We start from the raw sequence: 18988 nt of genomic DNA on the forward strand, positions 1-18988 counted from the left end.
AAAAATCAACTTAACAAATGAATATCCCGGCGAGACACTTCATTCCATACGGCTAGCCAGCCGCCCACAAAGAATAAAAGAGGTGCATATGGCAGGTTTCGACAAGCGCGTGAGTTCCTACGAGGAAGCTCTGGCAGGTCTTGAAGACGGCATGACCGTGATCGCGGGTGGCTTCGGCCTGTGCGGTATTCCGGAAAACCTCATTGCCGAGATCAAGCGCAAGGGCACCCGCGACCTCACCGTGGTCTCCAACAACTGCGGTGTCGACGGTTTTGGCCTGGGTGTGCTGCTGACCGACCGGCAGATCAGCAAGGTCGTGGCCTCCTACGTGGGCGAGAACAAGCTGTTCGAAGAGCAACTGCTCAAAGGCGAGATCGAGGTCATCCTGACCCCGCAAGGCACCCTTGCCGAAAAAATGCGTGCTGGCGGTGCCGGCATTCCGGCCTTCTTTACCGCCACCGGCGTCGGCACCCCGGTTGCAGAAGGCAAGGAAGTTCGCGAATTCCACGGCCGTAAATACCTGATGGAAGAGTCCATCACCGGCGACTTCGCCATCGTCAAGGGCTGGAAGGCCGACCACTTCGGCAACGTGATCTATCGTCACACCGCCCAGAACTTCAACCCGCTGGCCGCTACGGCGGGCAAGATCACCGTGGTCGAAGTCGAAGAAATCGTCGAACCCGGCGAGCTGGACCCGGCGCAGATCCACACCCCTGGCATCTACGTCGACCGGATCATCTGCGGCACGTTCGAAAAACGCATCGAACAACGCACCGTACGCAAGTGATCCTCTGCCCCCGGACCGAATGAAGGAATAACAACAATGGCACTTTCCCGCGAACAAATGGCTCAACGCGTCGCCCGTGAAATGCAGGACGGCTTCTACGTGAACCTGGGCATCGGCATTCCGACCCTGGTCGCCAACTACATTCCCGAAGGCATGGAAGTCATGCTGCAATCGGAGAACGGCCTGCTCGGCATGGGCCCGTTTCCTACCGAAGAAACGATCGATGCCGACATGATCAACGCCGGCAAGCAAACCGTGACCGCGCGTATTGGCGCTTCGATCTTTTCGTCCGCCGAATCCTTCGCGATGATTCGCGGCGGTCATGTCGACCTGACCGTGCTGGGCGCCTTCGAAGTGGATGTGCAAGGCAATATCGCTTCGTGGATGATTCCCGGCAAACTGGTTAAAGGCATGGGCGGCGCCATGGACCTGGTAGCCGGCGCCGACAACATCATCGTCATCATGACCCACGCCTCCAAGGACGGTGAATCCAAGCTCTTGTCCCAATGCAGCCTGCCGCTGACCGGCGCGGGCTGCATCAAGCGCGTACTGACCGACCTCGCTTACCTGGAAATCGAAAACGGCGCGTTCATTCTCAAGGAACGTGCGCCAGGTGTCAGCGTCGAGGAAATCGTTGCCAAAACCGCCGGTAAACTGATCGTGCCAGAGCACGTTCCAGAAATGCAGTTCGCTGACCAGTGAGGAATCCTTCCATGCAAGAAGTCGTCATTGTTGCCGCCACGCGCACCGCAATCGGCAGTTTCCAGGGTTCGCTGGCCAGCGTATCCGCCGTGGACCTGGGTGCCGCGGTGATCCGCCAGTTGCTGGCACAAACCGGCCTGGACCCTGCCGAAGTCGATGAAGTGATCATGGGCCAGGTCTTGACCGCCGGCGCCGGGCAGAACCCTGCGCGCCAGGCCTCGATCAAGGCTGGCCTGCCCTTCGCCGTCCCGGCGATGACCCTGAACAAGGTCTGCGGCTCGGGCCTCAAGGCCCTGCACCTGGCCACCCAAGCGATCCGTTGCGGCGATGCCGACGTGATCATTGCCGGCGGCCAGGAAAGCATGAGCCTGGCCAATTACGTGATGCCCGGCGCGCGCACCGGCCTGCGCATGGGTCACGCCCAGATTGTCGACACCATGATCAGCGATGGCCTGTGGGATGCGTTCAACGACTACCACATGGGCATCACCGCCGAGAATCTGGTCGAGAAATACAACATCAGCCGCGAACAACAGGATGCTTTCGCCGCCGCTTCTCAGCAAAAAGCCACGGCCGCCATCGAGTCCGGACGGTTCGTCGATGAGATCACGCCGATCCTGATCCCGCAGCGCAGGGGCGAGCCGCTGTCCTTCGCCACCGACGAGCAGCCACGGGCAGGCACCACTGCCGAATCCCTGGGCAAGCTCAAAGCCGCCTTCAAGAAGGACGGCTCGGTGACCGCCGGCAACGCCTCGTCCTTGAACGACGGCGCCGCCGCCGTGATCCTGATGAGCGCCGAAAAAGCCAAGGCACTGGGCCTTCCGGTACTGGCGAAAATCGCTGCCTACGCCAACGCGGGCGTAGACCCGGCGATCATGGGCATCGGTCCGGTATCGGCCACGCGCCGTTGCCTGGACAAAGCCGGCTGGTCCATCGACCAGCTCGACCTGATCGAAGCCAACGAAGCCTTTGCCGCCCAATCGCTGGCGGTGGCCAAGGACCTGGAATGGGACCTGCAAAAGGTCAACGTCAACGGCGGCGCCATTGCCCTCGGCCACCCGATCGGTGCCTCGGGCTGCCGCGTATTGGTAACCCTGCTGCACGAGATGATCAAGCGCGACGCCAAAAAAGGTCTCGCCACCCTGTGCATCGGTGGGGGCCAAGGCGTCGCACTGGCGCTGGAACGGGCGTAACCCCAACGCGTTCGACAGGCTGTACGGGGACCCACGAAGAACCGTCGCAGCCTGGCAAAACACCCGGTGCACCTTTCGGTGTCACCGGGTTCTTTTTTTCTGGCGTTGGATCCGGGCCTGCCTGTGGGGCGTGGGCATCAGCTCAGGAATTGCAGGATCAACCAGCTATTGGCCCCACTGATCACCACAAACAGCCCCCACGCCAGCACCCGTGTCGGCAAACGATTGACGAACGGCCCCATCAACTGGTGATCGTTGGTCATGCGGATCAGCGGATACAGGGCAAACGGCAACTGCAAACTCAGCACCACCTGGCTCAACACCAACAGTTTGCCAATCGCGTTGTCGCCCATCAGCCACACGCCGATGAACGCCGGTATCAGCGCCAGTCCTCGGGTGATCAACCGGCGTTGCCAGCAGGGAATTCGCAGGTTCAGGTAACCCTCCATGATCACCTGCCCGGCGATGGTGCCGGTGAACGTCGAACTTTGCCCGGACGCCAGCAGCGCCACGCCGAACAGGACGCTGGCCAATGCTCCGCCCACCAGCGGGTCGAGCAGGTGATAGGCGTCCTGGATGTCCACCACATCGGTATGCCCGGTCTTGTGGAAGGCCGCCGCGGCGAGAATCAGGATCGCGGCGTTGACCAGCAAGGCCAGCGCCAGGGAGCCAATGGTGTCGATGCGTGCCAGTTTCACCGCATCCTGTTTGCTGGCCAGATCCTTGCCGATCATCCGCGTCTGCACGATCGAGGTGTGCAGATACAGGTTATGCGGCATCACCGTCGCCCCGAGGATCCCGATTGCCAGATACAGCGGCGCGGCGTCGCCGATGGCGGAAAGTGATGGGGTGAATCCCCGGGCAACGTCCGGCCAATAAGGTTTGATCAACAGCAGCTCTACGAAAAAGCACGCACCGATGGTGCCCACCAGCACCAGCATGATCGCTTCCAGTCGGCGAAAGCCGCGGTTCTGCAGGGCCAGCACCAGCAGGGTGTCGAACGCCGTGAGGGCGATGCCTGCACTCAGCGAGCAGCCCAACAGCAAGTGGAACGCCAGCGCACAGCCGAGCACTTCGGCGAGATCGGTGGCGATGATCGAGATTTCCGCCAGTACCCACTGTGTCCGCGCGGTTCGGGTGCTGTAGCGCTCGCGGGATAACTGCGCCAGGTCGCGCCCTGTGGCGATGCCAAGGCGGGAACACAGACACTGCACCACCATCCCCGCCAGGCTTGCCAGCAACACCACAAATAACAGGCTGTAGCCAAAGCGCGAACCGGCCTCGATGGCGGTCGCCCAGTTGCCCGGGTCCATGTAGCCGATGGACACCAGCAGGCCTGGGCCGGCAAAACGCAGCACGCGCTTGAAGAAAGACGCATGCGGATCAACGGCAACGCTGCCCGCGACTTCCGGCGGGCAAAAAGGCGCAGTGGCGATTTTGGGCAAACTGAATTTCACGCAGGCATTCCAGAAACGGGCGGGAGGGGCAGCTTAGACGTTTCGCGCCGATCGGACAAAGGGACAACGCCCTGTAGGAGCGGGCTTGCCCGCGATGGTAGCCCCAGACACCGCAGGCATCCAGACAGCCCACGTCACCGTTAACGACCCTCGCTAGCAAGCTCGCTCCTACAGGGGCGCATGTTGTATACAAAATTAATGCGGATATAGAGCAATCCATTCATCACGGTGCTAACGTTGCCGACTCACAGGTTGGAGGTGTACGCGTGCTGTTGCTCAAACTGTTGGTCATTCCCGGTTTTCTGCTGCTGATTTCACTGGCCGGTAAACGTTGGGGTCCGAGTGTTGCGGGTTGGTTGTCGGGTTTGCCAGTGGTCGTCGGGCCGATTCTGTTTTTCCTCGCCGTCGAACAGGGCGATGCGTTCGCCGCGCAGTCGGCGACGGCAGCCTTGTCGGCGATGTTTGCGATGATCGCCTTCTGCATCTGCTACGCCCAGGTCGCCCAACGTGCCGGATGGCCGTGGGCGCTGACGGTTTCATTGCTGGTCTGGGCGACGGCGGCCGGGGTGCTGTCGCTGATACCGGCCTCCCTGGTGATCTCGGTGATCGCGGCTGCAACCGCCCTGCTGGCGGCACCGTACCTGTTCCCCGCCGTGCAACCCGTGGTGTCGGGCCCTGCGCCGAAATCCGACAAATTGCTGCTGCGCATGATCGCAGGCGCCCTGCTGACCCTCGCCGTCACCTGGCTGGCGAGCACCGTCGGTGAACGCTGGAGCGGTCTGCTCGCGGTGTTTCCGGTGTTGGGCAGTGTGATGGCGGTGTTCTCCCAGCAGAGCCGCGGGCCGGCCTTCACGGCCGCCCTGCTGCGGGCGACGGCAACCGGCATGTATTCGTTTGCCGCGTTCTGCCTGGTCGTGGCGATGGCCTTGCCGAGACTCGGCCTGGGCGGTGGTTTTGCGCTCGGTATCGCGGTATCGGTGATGATGCTGGGTGTGACTAAACGCCTGTTAAACCAACCAGCCCGGACAGGATAAGGGTTGCTCAACCTGAGGCCTTTTACCTTTCCCACAAGTGACGACAAAAACCCCTTATTCCTAGATTTCTCCCACATGTTTTTCCGGTTGGCCGTCGGAAGCCCAAGGCGTAGCGTTGTCACGACAAAAGACGGTATGGCCAAGGAGAGCGCCACCATGCGATTGAACCAGCAACAAAACCCCGTAGCCTTTCAGTATGCCCAGCTCCTCGATCACGCCTATAGCGTGTTTGGCGGAAAACCATTTGCCGAGCAATGGCTGAACAGTCCTTGCAAGCATCTGGAAGGCCAGATCCCTTTGGAACTCCTCGACAACGCGCTCGGTTTCGAGCGAGTGGAAGGTTATTTGACCCGTATCGAGTACGGGGTCTATCAATGAACCCTCTGCCCTGGGATGGAAAATGGCATGCCTGGCGCCTGGATCGCGAGGCCTTTAAAAACACCTGGGCCAGCGGGGTCGGTGCGCAAAAGGCCGGTGGCCGTTGGAATCCGCCAGGGCGCCGGATCATCTATGCGTCGGCGGACCCTTCCACAGCCATCCTGGAAGTGGCAGCCCACGCCGGGTTTGACCTGATCGACAGGGTGCCCCACGTCATGACGCGTTTCGAAGTGCTGGATTCAAAACTGATCAAGATCGTTCAACCCGAAGAATTACCGAACCCCAATTGGCTGACGCCATCCCCTCCTTCCCCCAACCAGCAGCAGTTCGCCGACAGCTTGTTGGCCGAGCATCCTTTTGTGCTCATCCCTTCGGCAGTGAACGGGTGTTCCTGGAACCTGCTGGTCAGCTGCGATCTGGCGGTGGATCACTATCAACTGGTGTCTCAGCAACGTTTTGGGTTGGATACCCGATTGGTGAGGTGCGCGTGAACCCCGCAAGCACCTGACCGTCCGTTAGCTCGCGCTGGAACACGCGACAGCCTCCATGGGATGATCGCCCCCCACCGCGAGTCCACCCTGGAGAGTACGAATGTCACTGTTGAGTAAAAAAGCCGTTGTCCTGTTGCTGGCTGCGGTGGCCAGCCTGGGGACTTTGAATGCCTATGCTGCCAAGGCAGCCGATACCGGGCCGGCGCCGAAGGTTTCGCTGCTGGGCGCTAAATTCAAGTTCACCTTGCCCAAGGGCTTTGTTGCCAACCCTCTTCCGGCCAGCCCGACCGGTGCGAGCGGTACCATGTACACCAATGAGACCACCAAGACCGTGGTCATCGTCGCCGAGAACACCGTCCCCGGCGGCGTTAATGCCAAGGACAACGACGGGGCGTTCCTGGACGCCGCAGCCGCCGACTTTGCCACCGAGCAAGCCAAGGCATTGCCGGACTTCACCAAACTCAGCGAAAAAAGCTTCACACAAAAAGGCACCGGCCTGGGCGTAAGGCAAATCGACAGCACCGCCACCCAGGGCGGCGGCAAGACCCTCGATACCACACTGATGGCGGCCTCGGGCACGCGCATGGCATTGGTTCAGGTGATATCCCGCCTCAGCGACAATGCCGGCCACGAAGCGCTGATCAAGCAAATCGTCTCGGGCAAGTGAAAATCAGGGATTAAGGCGTTGCAGCCAGGCGCTCAAGTCCTGCATCTCGGTGGCACTGATGCTGTGTCCCACGCCCGGGTAGGCGTGAAACTCGGGTTTGAGTGACAGGCTCTTCAACAGGCTTTCAGCCTCGGTGCCATCGTTGAAAGGCAAGCGTTTGTCTGCCGTGCCATGGCCAATGAAGATTGCCAATGACTGGCGCTTTTCTTCAGGTTTGAGTTCGGACTTGAGCACCGGCAAGATCCGACCGCTCAACGCGGCGATCCCACCCACGGCCTCGGGGTGACGCAACGCCACTTCGTAGGACATGATCGCGCCCTGGCTGAAACCCACCAGGTAAACCTTGCCTGGCTCGGTGTGATATTTCTTCGCGGCCTGTGTGATGAAATCCAGCAACACCTGACCACTGGTTTTCAGATCTTCCGTATCACCGTTGTAGGCACCCTCGCCTTTCTTGCGAAACCACTGATAGCTGCCCTCCTGCATCACCATCGGTGCGCGCACCGACAGGTAGGTATAGCGCGCCGGAAGCTCGTCCTTGATGCCGAACAGATCCTGCTCGTTACTGCCGTAGCCGTGGAGGAAGATGACCAGCGGTTGATCGACGGAATCGGAGCTGGCCTGCTCAAGGTATTTGAGCGGCAGGTCGGTGTGCAGCATGGGTTGGGCATGGACGGTGGCGGACATCAGCAGTGCCAGCAGAGCGAGAACTTTCAACATGAGGCTTCCTTCACAAAGCGCAGGATTCGCCGCAAAGCCTAACATTGTGAAGTGCACCGGCAAGTGCTGATCGTTCCCAGCCCATGGGGAACGATCAGCCACCACTCAGTCGTTGATCAGTTTCCCGGCCCGAATCGCTTCACGCCCGGCCACCTTCGCCAGCCAGGTGCCCGGCTGGGTGTAGCGACCACGATCGATCGCGAACAACACGCCACTGGTCCCTGCGCGCACGGTGGTGACCCTGTCGCTCAACGGGTCGACCACTTCGAACAACGCATCGTCCTTCTCAACCCACTCACCCGCATTACGCAAGAAACTGACCACGCCATGGTGGGGTGCAAACAGGTATTGCGTGCCTTCGAACGGCATCCCCTCGCAACACGCATCCGGCGCCTCTGGCCAGTCGCCGGCGATGAACCCCTGCTCGGCCAGGAACCCGAGGATCGCTTCACAGTTGGCTTGAGCCTGATCGATCCGGGTGTCACCCATGCTGCCCAGCTCCAGAGTGGCCGCCAGGTTGGCCAGTGGAATGGCTGCCTCGGGAAACGCCTTGGCCAGCCGCAGCCACGGCGAAGAACAGGACTCGTCGAACGAGCTACCGCCCGAATCTTCACACAGTAGCGCAACGCCCGCCTTCAGGCACGCCGCCAACGACTGCCACTGTGGCCAGTGTTGCGGCAAGGCGTAAATGTGGATGGCCGCCTCAAAATCACAATGCAGATCAAGGGTGATGTCAGCGTCACAGGCGTGGCGCAACAAAAGGCGATGCATGGCCTCAAGCTGCGACGCAGCAGCGGGCAAGCCGTCGAGCACCTCGCCCATGGCCTGACGGATCAGTGCGATGTTGGCCTGGGCGTCGGCGCCGAGGCGATCACCGATCAACTCGGCGACCGGTGCGCTCAGTTCCACGAACGAGCGGTTGAAATTCTTGCCGCTGCCCAGCTCGAAACGGCCCATGTGGCTGCCTTGCAGGTGCTGATCGAGACCGATGGGATTGGCCACCGGCACCAGCTCGATCACGCCTTGCAACTGGCCTTGGGCTTCGAGTTCGGCCAGTCGTTTTTTCAGTTCCCAGGCAGTGCGCATCCCCGGCAGTTCGTCCGCGTGCAGACTGGCCTGGATATAGACCTTGCGCGCTCCTGTGCCATATCGGAACACGCTCAGGGTGCGTTCGGTGCCGAGGTGGCTCCAAGGGAGCAGGTGGTCGATGCGTTGCATGGGAACTCCTCAATACTCAAACAGCATGATCCCTTGTGGGATCTACCAATAGCTTTTGACTTCGACAGTGAGTGCACATAAAAAAAGTGGCCACCGCGTCAACGGGGCCACTTTTTTTCTACGGTGAATTAATGACCGTAGACGTCGAAATCAAAGTACTTGTCCTGCACCTGCTTGTACTTGCCGTTGGCACGGATTTCGGTAATAGCGGTGTTGAATTTGTCCGCCAGCTCCTTGTCACCCTTGCGTACGGCAATACCGGCACCGCCGCCGAAGTACTTGGCGTCTTCGTAGGTCGGGCCGACAAAGGCAAAGCCCTTGCCCGCATCGGTTTTCAGGAAACCGTCATCGAGGTTGACCGAGTCGGCCAGCAGCGCATCGACGCGACCGGAAACCATGTCCAGATTCGCTTCCTGCTGCGAGCCGTAACGCACCAGCTCGATACCGGCCGGCACCAGCACTTCGGTGGCAAAACGGTCGTGGGTACTGGCACGCAGCACGCCGACTTTCTTGCCCTTGAGTTCGGTGAGCGGATCCTTGATGTCGGTGCCAGCCTTCATCACGAAGCGCGCCGGGGTGTGGTAGTACTTGATGGTGAAGTCGACGTTCTTCTTGCGGTCGTCAGTGATGGTCATGGACGACAGGATCGCGTCGATTTTCTTGACCTTCAGTGCCGGGATCAGGCCATCGAACTCTTGCTCGACCCAGGTACATTTGACGTTCATCTGCTCGCACAGCGCGTCGCCGATATCGACGTCGAAACCGGTGAGTTTGCCGTCAGGGGTTTTCATCGAGAATGGCGGGTAACCGGCTTCGATACCGATACGGATCGGCTTGGCGTCATCAGCCACGGCGGTCAGGGACAACATCGACAGTGCCAGGGCACCGAACATCACTAGCTTCTTCATTTATAACTCCCGTGTACGGAGGCTTTTATTGGCAGCATTCGATTGTCAGCTTTCGGTCAGAGCTTTGTTATGTGAGAAAACCGAAGAGGCCGGCAGTCTAGAGCGGCTGTACACGGGTAAATTGTGCGCAAGCGACAAAAACTTATAAAAAAGGCGAGATCGTTTCAGCTCCGGACCTGCCCCTTATCAGGTAGCACCCGGTCCGGACACGGGTCAGATTAATGGTTTTGCCAGATCAACATTCACAACCAATGACGGCAGCGCCTGGGAGGGGCCGAGCGACACTCAATTCAAACCCTTCATCCAGCCACCCCATCACCCCGCCGATCATTTCCTTGACCGAATAACCCAACGCGGCGAGTTTCACCGCCGCCTTATTGGCACCGTTGCAGTGAGGCCCCGCGCAATAGACCACGAAAAGCGTGGAGGTGGCGTAACCGGCTAGCTGTTCGGCGCTCAGCAACCGTCCCGGCAGGTTGATGGCGCCTGGCACATGACCGCGCTCGTATGCCAGCGGACCACGGGTGTCCACCAGGACAAAATCAATTTCACCTGCCTGTTGACTGGCGTAGACATCGGAACAATCGGTTTCAAACGTCAGGCGATTGCTGAAATGCATCAGGGCAATGGCCGACGGGGCGGCGGGGATATTGCGAACCAGACTGGTCATGGGCAGTGCTCCAGAGTTTCGATGGGGATGAGAGGACTTTAACCGCCCGCCACTTGCCGCTAAAGTGGCGCACAAGACAGCTACCGGGAATTTTACGCCAAATGCATCCCACCCCTGGATTGGTCGCCATTTTGGCGTACGACGGCCTTTGCACCTTCGAGTTCGGTATCGCCGTGGAGATCTTCGGCCTGGCGCGGCCGGAGTTCGATTTCCCTTGGTACGAACACCGCATTGCCGCAGTTGACGAGGGCCCTATGCGCGCGATGGGCGGTATTCAGGTGCTGGCCGATGGCGGCCTGGAGCTGCTCGCGGATGCCCGGACCATCATCATTCCCGGTTGGCGCGATCGCAACGCTGCGGTGCCTGATCGCTTGATCGTCGCCCTGCGTCAAGCCCATGGGCGTGGTGCACGGTTGCTCTCGATCTGCTCCGGAGTATTTGTGCTGGCGGCGACCGGCCTGCTCGACGGCCACAGCGCCACCACCCACTGGCGCTACACCACGGAACTGGCCGAGCGATACCCGAATATTCTGGTCGACCCTGACGTGCTCTACGTCGACTCCGGCCAATTGATCACCTCGGCAGGCAGCGCCGCCGGCATCGATGCCTGCCTGCACCTGGTCACACGGGATTTCGGTACACAAGTGGCCAACTCCGTGGCCCGCCGGCTGGTGATGTCGCCGCAACGCACCGGTGGCCAAGCGCAATTCATCCCGACACCCGTCAGCCCTACACCGCGCAGTGACCTATCACGCGTCATGCAGTGGGCGCGAGAGCGCTTGCACGTTCCGTTGCAAGTGCGCGAGCTGGCCAGCGAAGCAGCGATGAGCGAAAGAACCTTCCTGCGCCGTTTCACCGAGGCCACCGGCCTTGCGCCTAAAGTCTGGTTACAGCACGAACGCCTGGCACGGGCACGGGAGTTGCTGGAAAGCACCCACCAAAACACTGACCAGATTGCGCAGCAGTGCGGTTATCGCTCGGTGGAGAGTTTCCGGGTGGCGTTTCGCACGGTGGTAGGCGTGCCTCCTTCAACGTACCGGGAGCGATTCGGGCGTGGGGTCAAGGCTTGCGCAACAGATAGGTATCCATGATCCATCCATGGGCCGCTCTCGCCGCCTTGCGTACCCGCTCGATTTCATCCGCCACGTCCTCGAGCTTACCGTTGATGAGAATTTCATCCGGTGTGCCCAGGTAGGCCCCCCAATAGATTTCCGTATCTCGATCCACCACCTGCTGGTAGGAATTCTGCGCATCGAGCATCACCACCAGGCTGTCGGCGTCGCTCACTTGCCCGGCTGCCAACCGTCGACCCGTGGTGATTTCGATCGAACGACCAATACTGTTCAGCGGCACCTTGTGTTGCGCCGCAAGCGCCTGGACGCTGGTGATGCCTGGAATCACGTCGAACTCAAACGTGCATCGCCCCGACGCCAGGATCGCGCGCAGGATCCGGATGGTGCTGTCGTATAGCGCCGGATCACCCCACACCAGGAAGCCGCCGCACTGGTCGTCAGAGAGTTCTTCACTGATCAGCCGCTCGAAGGTGCGCTGCTTTGCAAGGTTCAGATCCTCCACACTCGCCTTGTAGTCCACATCGCCGTGCTCACGTTCCGGACTGTGGGCTTCAACAAACCGGTAGGTATGATCGCTGATGTAGGTTTCGCAAATCTCGCGGCGCAGGTCGATGAGTGTGTCCTTGCTCTGCCCCTTGTCCATGAGAAAAAACACATCCACTTGATTGAGCGCCTTCACGGCCTGCATCGTGATGTAGTCAGGGTTGCCGGCGCCGATGCCGATGACCATCAGTTTTTTCATGAACGCGAACCCTCAAGGTCAGCCCCTGGCAAACGCAGGCGCCAACGCCCGTTGAACCGCAAGTCGATGGCGGACAGAGGCTCAACATCGATGTGATTGAAAGCTGGACTCTGCAACACCTGAGTCAAGGCCGCACGAATGACAAAGGGATGCGTCACGGCAACGATATGGCCCGGCGTGGCTTCCAGTGTCGCCAGCCATGCCCCTACCCGCTCACCGAGTTGCGCCACCGACTCGCCGCCGTGGGGCGTCGCGTGCGGGTCATCGAGCCAGGCCTGCAGCGCCTCGGGTTCGGCGCTTTGCAGATCGCTGATCCGTGCACCTTTCCAACGGCCAAAATTGCAGTCTTGCAGCGCCTCGACAATCACCGCACCGCTGCCGCATAAAACGGCGGTTTGTCGCGTACGCAGTTCCGGGGCGCAGAAAAGACGCAGCCGGCCCTTGAACTGGCCGCCCAAGCAGCCGCTCGCTGACTGCCAATCCATCTCTAACGGCTCATCCTTAGGAAAACACGCTAATTTTTGTGCGACGGTTCTTGCGTGACACAACAAAGTCAAACGGGTCGACTGCACGGAAAATCACTCGGTTAAGGAAACTCAACGACATGAAGCGTTCGAACAGGCCTGATTGTGCCGTAAGAAAGGTGATCGAGGGCGATCGTTTCATCTCGAAAGTACACTTGCCAGCTATTAAAACAGCGATCTCCGACAGCCTTATCAGCGAGGGCCTACAAGACTGACTGACAGGCGCGTAACCCAAGACTGACGGGGATTTCATACCTGGATAATGCGGTAAACAACCTCGCAAAAATTCACTAGACAGGGGACGCAGGTTAAATAAATACTGCTGTAACGGATTATGAAATGTAAACAAACCCCTCATCCAGCAGGAGCCCGGATGCCCTCCCCGCAACACCAACCAACGTCTCTATAATCCTGATCGATGCGGTGCTGGCCACAGTGGCATAGACGCAGTACTGCCTCAGCTGATTAAAAACAAGAGCGGCGCCTGAAGACCAAAAAGCGACCGCCGACTCAATGCGTGGAAACCGACAGTGATAGTCAGGTTCGTGCCCAGCGCCGAACCCATTGATACAGGAGTGCATCCATGCTGGTCATACGCCCAGTGGAGTTAACCGACCTGCCCCAGTTGCAACGACTGGCTCACGACAGCCTCATCGGCGTGACGTCCCTGCCGGACAACGCCGAGCGCCTGCACGAACGGATCGTTGATTCGTGCAACTCATTCGATCAGGACGTGCGGTCTCCGGGTGGGCAAAACTACTTTTTCGTACTGCAGGACCTGACAAACCAACACCTGGCCGGCTGTTCGGAAATCCTCGCCACCGCCGGGTTCGACGAACCGTTCCATAGCCTGCGCAACCGACACTTCACCAGCGCCTCGCGGGAGCTGAACATCGAGCATGGCGTACCGGCGCTGTCGTTGTGTCATGACCTCAACGGCCACACCCTGTTGCGTGGTTTTCATATCGATGCGCCGCTGGTGCGCTCACCGGCCTCCGAACTGTTATCCCGGGCGCGCCTGATGTTCATCGCCGCCCATCCGCAGCGCTTTGCGCAAGCAGTCATCACCGAGATTGTCGGCTACAGCGACGCCGAAGGCCGGTCGCCCTTCTGGGACGCCGTGGGCAAGCACTTCTTCGACCTGCCCTACGCCGAAGCCGAGCGTCTTTGCGGGCTGGAAAGCCGTACCTTCCTGGCCGAACTGATGCCGCAATATCCGATCTACGTACCGATGCTCCCGCAGCCGGCACAGGATTGCATCGGTCGTATTCACCCCGACGGCCAGGACGCTTTCGATATCCTGGAGCGCGAGGGGTTCGAGACCAACAGCTACATCGACCTCTTCGACGGCGGCCCGACCTTGCATGCACGTCTGGCCGATATCCGCTCGATTGCGCAGAGCAAGGTCGACACCGTCCTGCGCAACGACAGCATCGATGCACGCGGTCGCTACCTGGTCAGTAACGAATCGTTGAAAGGTTTTCGTGCCATCGTCGCCGAGCTGGACTACCACGCCGGGCAACCGGTGTCCCTGGATGGCGAGATGTGCGCGGCCCTGAAGGTGACCGACGGCAGCCTGGTGCGGGTGATCGCCCTGTGAGCGCCTTGCGGACAGAGGTTCGATGCTCGCGGCAGCCAATGGAAGGAAGGGCTCCATGATCGTCCGCCCCGCGCGAATCACAGACCTCGCCGCCTTGTTGACACTGGCTCGGCAAGCCGTACCTGTGCTGGCCGCCCTGCCCGCCGACGAGGAACGCCTGGCCCACCGCCTGCGCTGGACACAAAGGGCCTTCGCCGGACAGATCGAGCGGGCCGACGCCGATTACCTGTTCGTGCTCGAGGACGACGATCAGCAGGTCGTCGGCATCAGCGCCCTGACGGGAGCCATTGGCTTGCGCGAACCCTGGTACAACTATCGGGTCGGGATGACCGTCCGATCCTCCCCTGATCTGGGCATCCAGCGACAGATCCCGACATTGTTCCTGAACAACGAAATGACCGGCCAATCGGAAGTCCGTTCGTTGTTCCTGCGCCCTGATCAACGTCGAGGCAGCAACGGAAGGTTGCTGTCCCTGGGGCGTTTGTTGTTCGTGGCGGAATTTGCCGAACTGTTCGGTGAAAAGCTTATTGCCGAGCTGCGCGGCCGAGCCGATGAGCAAGGCTGCTCTCCCTTCTGGGACAGCCTGGGTCGGCACTTCTTCAAAATGGACTTCAACCACGCCCATCAATTGTCGAGGCTGGGCAGCAAGGCTTCCATCGCCGAGCTGATGCCACGCCAGCCACTTTACACCTGCCTGCTCACCGAACAGGCCCAGGCGGTCATCGGCAAGGCCCACCCCAACACCGAGCCGGCGATGAAAATCCTCACTGATGAAGGCTTCACTCACGAAGGCTATGTCGATATCTTCGATGCCGGTCCCGTCATCGAGGCGCCCCTGGCGAAGATCCGCAGCGTACGGGACAGCCAGGCGCTTGTGCTGGCAATCGGCACGCCGGACGACCATGCACCCGTCTGGCTGATCCACAATCGCCGGTTGGAAAACTGCCGCATTACCACGGCTCCCGCAAAGCGGGTGGGCAACAGTCTGATGGTCGATAGACTTATCGCCAAACGCCTGCAGTTGCAGCCGGGTGACTCGGTTCGCGCGGTGCCGCTGCTCTGCCACCAGGCGCGAGCGGTTGCCGCCTGAATGGCCTGATCTTCCTGCATCCGGGGCTTCAAAATGAAAAGTCCGACAAATTGGTCATCATAATTTCCCCCGTGGCGTGATAGCCTTTTGCGTCTTCGGCGTTGACACTCTTGCTCAAGCCTTTCCATTCCTTTGTATTGGTGGAACTTATATGTCCAGGCTTTCCCATCAAGATTTGCGCCGCAACTTCCGTGAACTGTTCGCTTCCAACAAGTGCTATCACACAGCGTCGGTCTTCGATCCGATGTCGGCACGCATCGCCGCAGACCTGGGCTTTGAGGTCGGGATCCTCGGTGGTTCGGTCGCCTCTTTGCAGGTGCTGGGCGCCCCCGACTTCGCCCTGATCACCCTCAGCGAATTCGCCGAGCAGGCCACCCGCATCGGTCGCGTCGCTCAATTGCCATTCATCGCCGACGCCGACCACGGCTACGGCAACGCGCTTAACGTCATGCGCACCATCGTCGAACTGGAACGCGCCGGCGTCGCCGCCCTGACCATCGAGGACACGCTGCTACCAGCGCAATTTGGCCGAAAATCCACGGACTTGATCGGCGTCGCCGAAGGCGTCGGCAAGATCCGCGCTGCCCTGGAAGCACGGGTCGACACCGAAATGGCCATCGTTGCTCGCACCAACGCCGGTATCCTGCCGGTGCAGGAAGTCATCAGCCGTACCCGGCAGTATCAAAAAGCCGGTGCAGACGGCATCTGCATGGTCGGCGTCCGTGATTTCGATCACCTGGAGCAGATCGCCGAGCACCTGAGCGTGCCGCTGATGCTGGTGACGTACGGCAATCCGCTGCTGCGCGACGATGATCGCCTCGCGGAACTGGGCGTACGTGTCGTGATCGACGGGCACGGTGCTTACTTCGCGGCCATCAAGGCGACCTATGACAGCTTGCGCGAACAACGCCAAATCTTCACCCAGGCCTCGGACCTGAGCGCGACGGAACTGACCCACACTTACACGCAGCCCGAGGAATACATCCGTTACGCGGAAGAATTCATGAGCGTGAAGGAATAACCCTGCACGCCCCCTATCCTGTAGGAGCGAGCTTGCTCGCGATGGTCTCCAGAACGCCGTTGGGTGTCAGATACCCGCGTCATCGTTGACGACCATCGCGACGGTTCGACGCCTCGACATGCTCGCTCCTACAGGTACAGGGGGATTTAAGCGCCTGGGGATGAATCACCGTGACACACCTGTGAAATGTTTGGCTATACATGAAGGGGGATAAACAAAAGTAACCCTAACAAGGACGCCCATGCAGACTTTCCAGGTGTTGATCATCGGCAGCGGTTTTGGTGGGCAGTGCGCGGCGATCAATTTGCTCAAGGCCGGTATCGATGATTTCCGCCTGCTTGAGCGACGTGACTTCTTCGGCGGCACCTGGTGCCAGAACACGTACCCCGGCGCCGCCGTGGACGTGCCTTCGCCACTCTATTCACTGTCCTTTGCGCCCTATCGCTGGACGCAGATGTTCGCCGGGCAGGCAGAGCTGCATCGCTACACCCAGCATGTGGTGGAGCACTTTGGCCTGCGGGACAAGGTCGAACTGAATGCCAACGTCCTTCACGTCGAATGGGACGATGTAGCCCGACGCTGGACGGTGCACACAGCGGGCAAGGGCACCTTTCATGCACAGTTCCTGATCAACGCCACGGGGCCGTTGAGCCAGCCCGTGATCCCGCACTTCGAGGGCATGGAGCGCTTCCAGGGTAAGACGTTTCATACCAATAACTGGGATCACACCTACGACTATCGGCAAAAACGCGTTGCCATCGTCGGCAGCGGTGCCAGCGCCGCCCAAGTGATTCCCGCGATTGCCCCGGATGTCGCGCATTTACATGTGTTCCAACGCTCGCCCCATTGGGTGCTGCCACGGGCCGACCGCGCCTTCGGGCCTGTACAACGTTGGCTGCTGGGTCTGAAACCGGCGTACAAATTGCTGCGCTGGATGATCTACTGGCAGTTCGAAACCCGCGTGATTGCCTTCAAGTATTCAAAGCCGGCTATCCGTCTGGTCCAGCTCCACGCGCTGCGCTTCCTCAAGCGGCAAGTGCCTGACCCGCAATTGCGTCGCAAATTGACACCGGACTACGCGATTGGCTGCAAGCGAGTCATCGTCTCCAGCACGCTCTACCCGGCCCTCGCTCGCCCCAATGTCACACTGCACTGCCGCGAACAAGGCATCTCTTCCATTGACGAAACCGGCATCAACACCCTGGACGGGCAGCACATCGACGTGGACCTGATTGTCTGGTCCACCGGTTACGACGCTACCGACGGAGTGATTTCCTACCCGGTCAGCGGAAAAAACGGCAAGCAATTGCGAGATTTCTGGGCGACCTACCCCCGCGCCTATCTCGGCACCAGCCTGCCAGACTTCCCCAACCTGTTCATCGTCACCGGCCCCAACACCGGCATCGGCCATACGTCAGCGCTGTTCATCATCGAATCGCAGATGAACTACATCCTCGATTGCATTCGCACCCTGAAAAAACAGGGTTTGCGCAGCATTGAAGTTCGCCCTGAGGCAGAACGTACCTACACTGAAATGATCCACAGGGAAATGGAACGCACGGTGTGGAAGTCCGGAGGCTGCCACAGTTGGTATCAAAGCAAGAGTGGGCATGTGATCGCCATGTTCCCCGGGTTCAGTTTCAGCTACCACCAATTGACCCGGGCGCTGAAACCCGCCGATCACATTCTGTCTTGATCAGAGAGAAGGGAGACGCCTGATGCTTTTGTTGGTTGTCGTCATTGCGGTTTTCATCGCCTGGAGCTGGTTGAGCTACCCAGCCATCGGTTACTGGCTCTATGACCTGAACATGGCGGCCGAAGCGAAATTGTATCGGCTGCACAAGATTGTCGTGCCGATCGCAGAAATGACTGTTTCGACGTGGCAGGGTGGCCCCTATGAAGCCTCGAGCAGTGTGCTGATGTTGCATGGCTACAGCGCCGACAAGAACATCTGGTTGCGCTTCGCTCGGCATTTCGTCGGCAGTTACCGCGTGATCATTCCGGATATCGCCGGGCACGGGGAAACCGGATTCAAGGAAGGCGGCGGTTATGACATTCCATTGCAGGCGAAACGGATGATCCAGCTGCTCGACGTCTGCGGCGTCGAAAAGGTGCACGTCATCGGTAACTCGATGGGTGGCTACATGGCGGCCTGGCTCGCGGCGACCTATCCGGAGCGAATAGCCTCGGTCGCCCTGATCGACCCGGCGGGCGTGACGGCACCTGAAGCCAGCGATCTGGAGCGCCATTTGGCCAAGGGCCACAATCCGTTCCTGATCAACTCCCGGGAAGAATTTCGGTACTTTTACGCCATGACCATGGCAGAACCGCCGTGGGTGCCCGGCGTGGTGCTGGACGCCATTGCACAAAGATACGAACAGTCTCGGGATGAACTGGAAGAAATCTTCCGGGATTTCCGCGCCAGCCCCCCCATGGAGCCGAAGCTGGCCCAGATCAAGTGCCCGGCGCTGTTGCTGTGGGGCCGCAAGGATCGTCTGATCGACGTCAGCAGCGTCGCCATCTGGAGCAAAGGCATCGAGGACCTGCGGGTGGAAATCTGGGAAGGCATCGGGCATATGCCGATGGTTGAGGCACCGGCAGGTTCAGCCCGGTTGTATCGGGAGTTTTTGGCATCCCAGCGCCAGGAGAGCCCGCAGGATCAGCGCATGCACTAGCTAATCAGTCCTTTGCAGAATGAAGTCCATAAGATTCT

20 protein-coding genes are annotated in these 18988 nt (G+C 59.9%); 13 read left to right on the forward strand and 7 right to left on the reverse strand.

What is annotated here, in order from left to right:
* Positions 1-88: 88 nt before the first annotated feature.
* Genes AB4O36_RS15030 through AB4O36_RS15040 form a run of 3 tightly spaced genes read left to right on the forward strand, consistent with a single transcriptional unit; the run spans position 89 to position 2682 of the window.
* The gene (locus AB4O36_RS15030) at positions 89-787 is read left to right on the forward strand and encodes a CoA transferase subunit A (RefSeq protein WP_007975747.1); all 699 of its coding nucleotides are present in this window, start codon (positions 89-91) and stop codon (positions 785-787) included.
* Positions 788-823: 36 nt separating this feature from the next.
* On the forward strand, positions 824-1489 hold the full coding sequence (locus tag AB4O36_RS15035) for a CoA transferase subunit B (RefSeq protein WP_460126441.1): 666 nt from the start codon (positions 824-826) through the stop codon (positions 1487-1489).
* An 11-nt stretch (positions 1490-1500) separates the two neighbouring features.
* Positions 1501-2682: an acetyl-CoA C-acetyltransferase gene (locus tag AB4O36_RS15040; RefSeq protein ID WP_460126443.1), complete on the forward strand. Its 1182-nt coding sequence runs from the start codon at positions 1501-1503 to the stop codon at positions 2680-2682.
* Between the two features lie 137 nt (positions 2683-2819).
* On the opposite strand, the gene AB4O36_RS15045 is transcribed toward AB4O36_RS15040, so the two are convergent.
* Positions 2820-4139, reverse strand: a complete 1320-nt coding sequence (locus AB4O36_RS15045) for an Nramp family divalent metal transporter (protein WP_460126445.1) — start codon at positions 4137-4139, stop codon at positions 2820-2822.
* 266 nt (positions 4140-4405) lie between these two features.
* Between AB4O36_RS15045 and AB4O36_RS15050 the strand changes: the two genes are divergently transcribed.
* The 4 genes from AB4O36_RS15050 to AB4O36_RS15065 all read left to right on the forward strand — a co-directional run bounded on the left by AB4O36_RS15050 (position 4406) and on the right by AB4O36_RS15065 (position 6709).
* Positions 4406-5173: a hypothetical protein gene (locus AB4O36_RS15050; RefSeq protein WP_460139582.1), complete on the forward strand. Its 768-nt coding sequence runs from the start codon at positions 4406-4408 to the stop codon at positions 5171-5173.
* A 135-nt stretch (positions 5174-5308) separates the two neighbouring features.
* A complete protein-coding gene (locus tag AB4O36_RS15055) occupies positions 5309-5551 on the forward strand; it encodes an antitoxin Xre/MbcA/ParS toxin-binding domain-containing protein (RefSeq protein ID WP_460139583.1) in 243 nt (80 codons plus the stop codon).
* Positions 5548-6042, forward strand: a complete 495-nt coding sequence (locus tag AB4O36_RS15060) for an RES family NAD+ phosphorylase (RefSeq protein WP_460126451.1) — start codon at positions 5548-5550, stop codon at positions 6040-6042. Before AB4O36_RS15055 ends, AB4O36_RS15060 begins: the two co-directional genes overlap by 4 nt.
* 100 nt (positions 6043-6142) lie before the next feature.
* Positions 6143-6709 (forward strand): hypothetical protein, encoded by a 567-nt coding sequence (locus tag AB4O36_RS15065; protein WP_460126453.1) that lies wholly within the window; start codon positions 6143-6145, stop codon positions 6707-6709.
* A gap of 3 nt (positions 6710-6712) precedes the next feature.
* On the opposite strand, the gene AB4O36_RS15070 is transcribed toward AB4O36_RS15065, so the two are convergent.
* From AB4O36_RS15070 to AB4O36_RS15085, 4 genes are all read right to left on the reverse strand, one after another.
* A complete protein-coding gene (locus AB4O36_RS15070; RefSeq protein ID WP_460126455.1) occupies positions 6713-7429 on the reverse strand; it encodes an alpha/beta hydrolase in 717 nt (238 codons plus the stop codon).
* 105 nt (positions 7430-7534) lie between these two features.
* Positions 7535-8647 carry a succinylglutamate desuccinylase/aspartoacylase family protein gene (locus AB4O36_RS15075; RefSeq protein ID WP_460139584.1) on the reverse strand — a complete coding sequence of 371 codons (1113 nt, stop codon included), beginning with the start codon at positions 8645-8647 and terminating at the stop codon, positions 7535-7537.
* Positions 8648-8775: 128 nt separating this feature from the next.
* Positions 8776-9555 (reverse strand): ABC transporter substrate-binding protein, encoded by a 780-nt coding sequence (locus AB4O36_RS15080; protein ID WP_460139585.1) that lies wholly within the window; start codon positions 9553-9555, stop codon positions 8776-8778.
* A 235-nt stretch (positions 9556-9790) separates the two neighbouring features.
* The gene (locus tag AB4O36_RS15085; protein ID WP_460139586.1) at positions 9791-10225 is read right to left on the reverse strand and encodes a rhodanese-like domain-containing protein; all 435 of its coding nucleotides are present in this window, start codon (positions 10223-10225) and stop codon (positions 9791-9793) included.
* A 101-nt stretch (positions 10226-10326) separates the two neighbouring features.
* On the opposite strand from AB4O36_RS15085, the gene ftrA reads away from it, so the two are divergent.
* Entirely contained in the window at positions 10327-11316 is a 990-nt protein-coding gene (gene ftrA / locus AB4O36_RS15090; RefSeq protein ID WP_460126463.1) for a transcriptional regulator FtrA, read from the forward strand.
* Here the strand turns inward: ftrA and cobF are convergent.
* Positions 11285-12040 (reverse strand): precorrin-6A synthase (deacetylating), encoded by a 756-nt coding sequence (gene cobF / locus AB4O36_RS15095; RefSeq protein WP_460126465.1) that lies wholly within the window; start codon positions 12038-12040, stop codon positions 11285-11287. The genes ftrA and cobF overlap by 32 nt on opposite strands.
* Positions 12037-12612 (reverse strand): histidine phosphatase family protein, encoded by a 576-nt coding sequence (locus tag AB4O36_RS15100; protein WP_460139587.1) that lies wholly within the window; start codon positions 12610-12612, stop codon positions 12037-12039. Before AB4O36_RS15100 ends, cobF begins: the two co-directional genes overlap by 4 nt.
* 535 nt (positions 12613-13147) lie before the next feature.
* Between AB4O36_RS15100 and AB4O36_RS15105 the strand changes: the two genes are divergently transcribed.
* From AB4O36_RS15105 to AB4O36_RS15125, 5 genes are all read left to right on the forward strand, one after another.
* Entirely contained in the window at positions 13148-14164 is a 1017-nt protein-coding gene (locus tag AB4O36_RS15105; RefSeq protein ID WP_460126469.1) for an arginine N-succinyltransferase, read from the forward strand.
* A 55-nt stretch (positions 14165-14219) separates the two neighbouring features.
* Complete coding sequence (gene astA, locus AB4O36_RS15110) at positions 14220-15254, forward strand: arginine N-succinyltransferase (protein ID WP_460139588.1); 1035 nt, start codon at positions 14220-14222, stop codon at positions 15252-15254.
* A gap of 151 nt (positions 15255-15405) precedes the next feature.
* Positions 15406-16275 (forward strand): isocitrate lyase/PEP mutase family protein, encoded by an 870-nt coding sequence (locus AB4O36_RS15115; RefSeq protein WP_460126473.1) that lies wholly within the window; start codon positions 15406-15408, stop codon positions 16273-16275.
* A 241-nt stretch (positions 16276-16516) separates the two neighbouring features.
* Entirely contained in the window at positions 16517-17971 is a 1455-nt protein-coding gene (locus AB4O36_RS15120) for a flavin-containing monooxygenase (protein WP_460139589.1), read from the forward strand.
* A 22-nt stretch (positions 17972-17993) separates the two neighbouring features.
* Entirely contained in the window at positions 17994-18950 is a 957-nt protein-coding gene (locus tag AB4O36_RS15125; protein WP_460126477.1) for an alpha/beta fold hydrolase, read from the forward strand.
* The last annotated feature ends 38 nt before the right edge of the window (positions 18951-18988 follow it).

The organism is Pseudomonas sp. S2_E01, assembly GCF_054668365.1.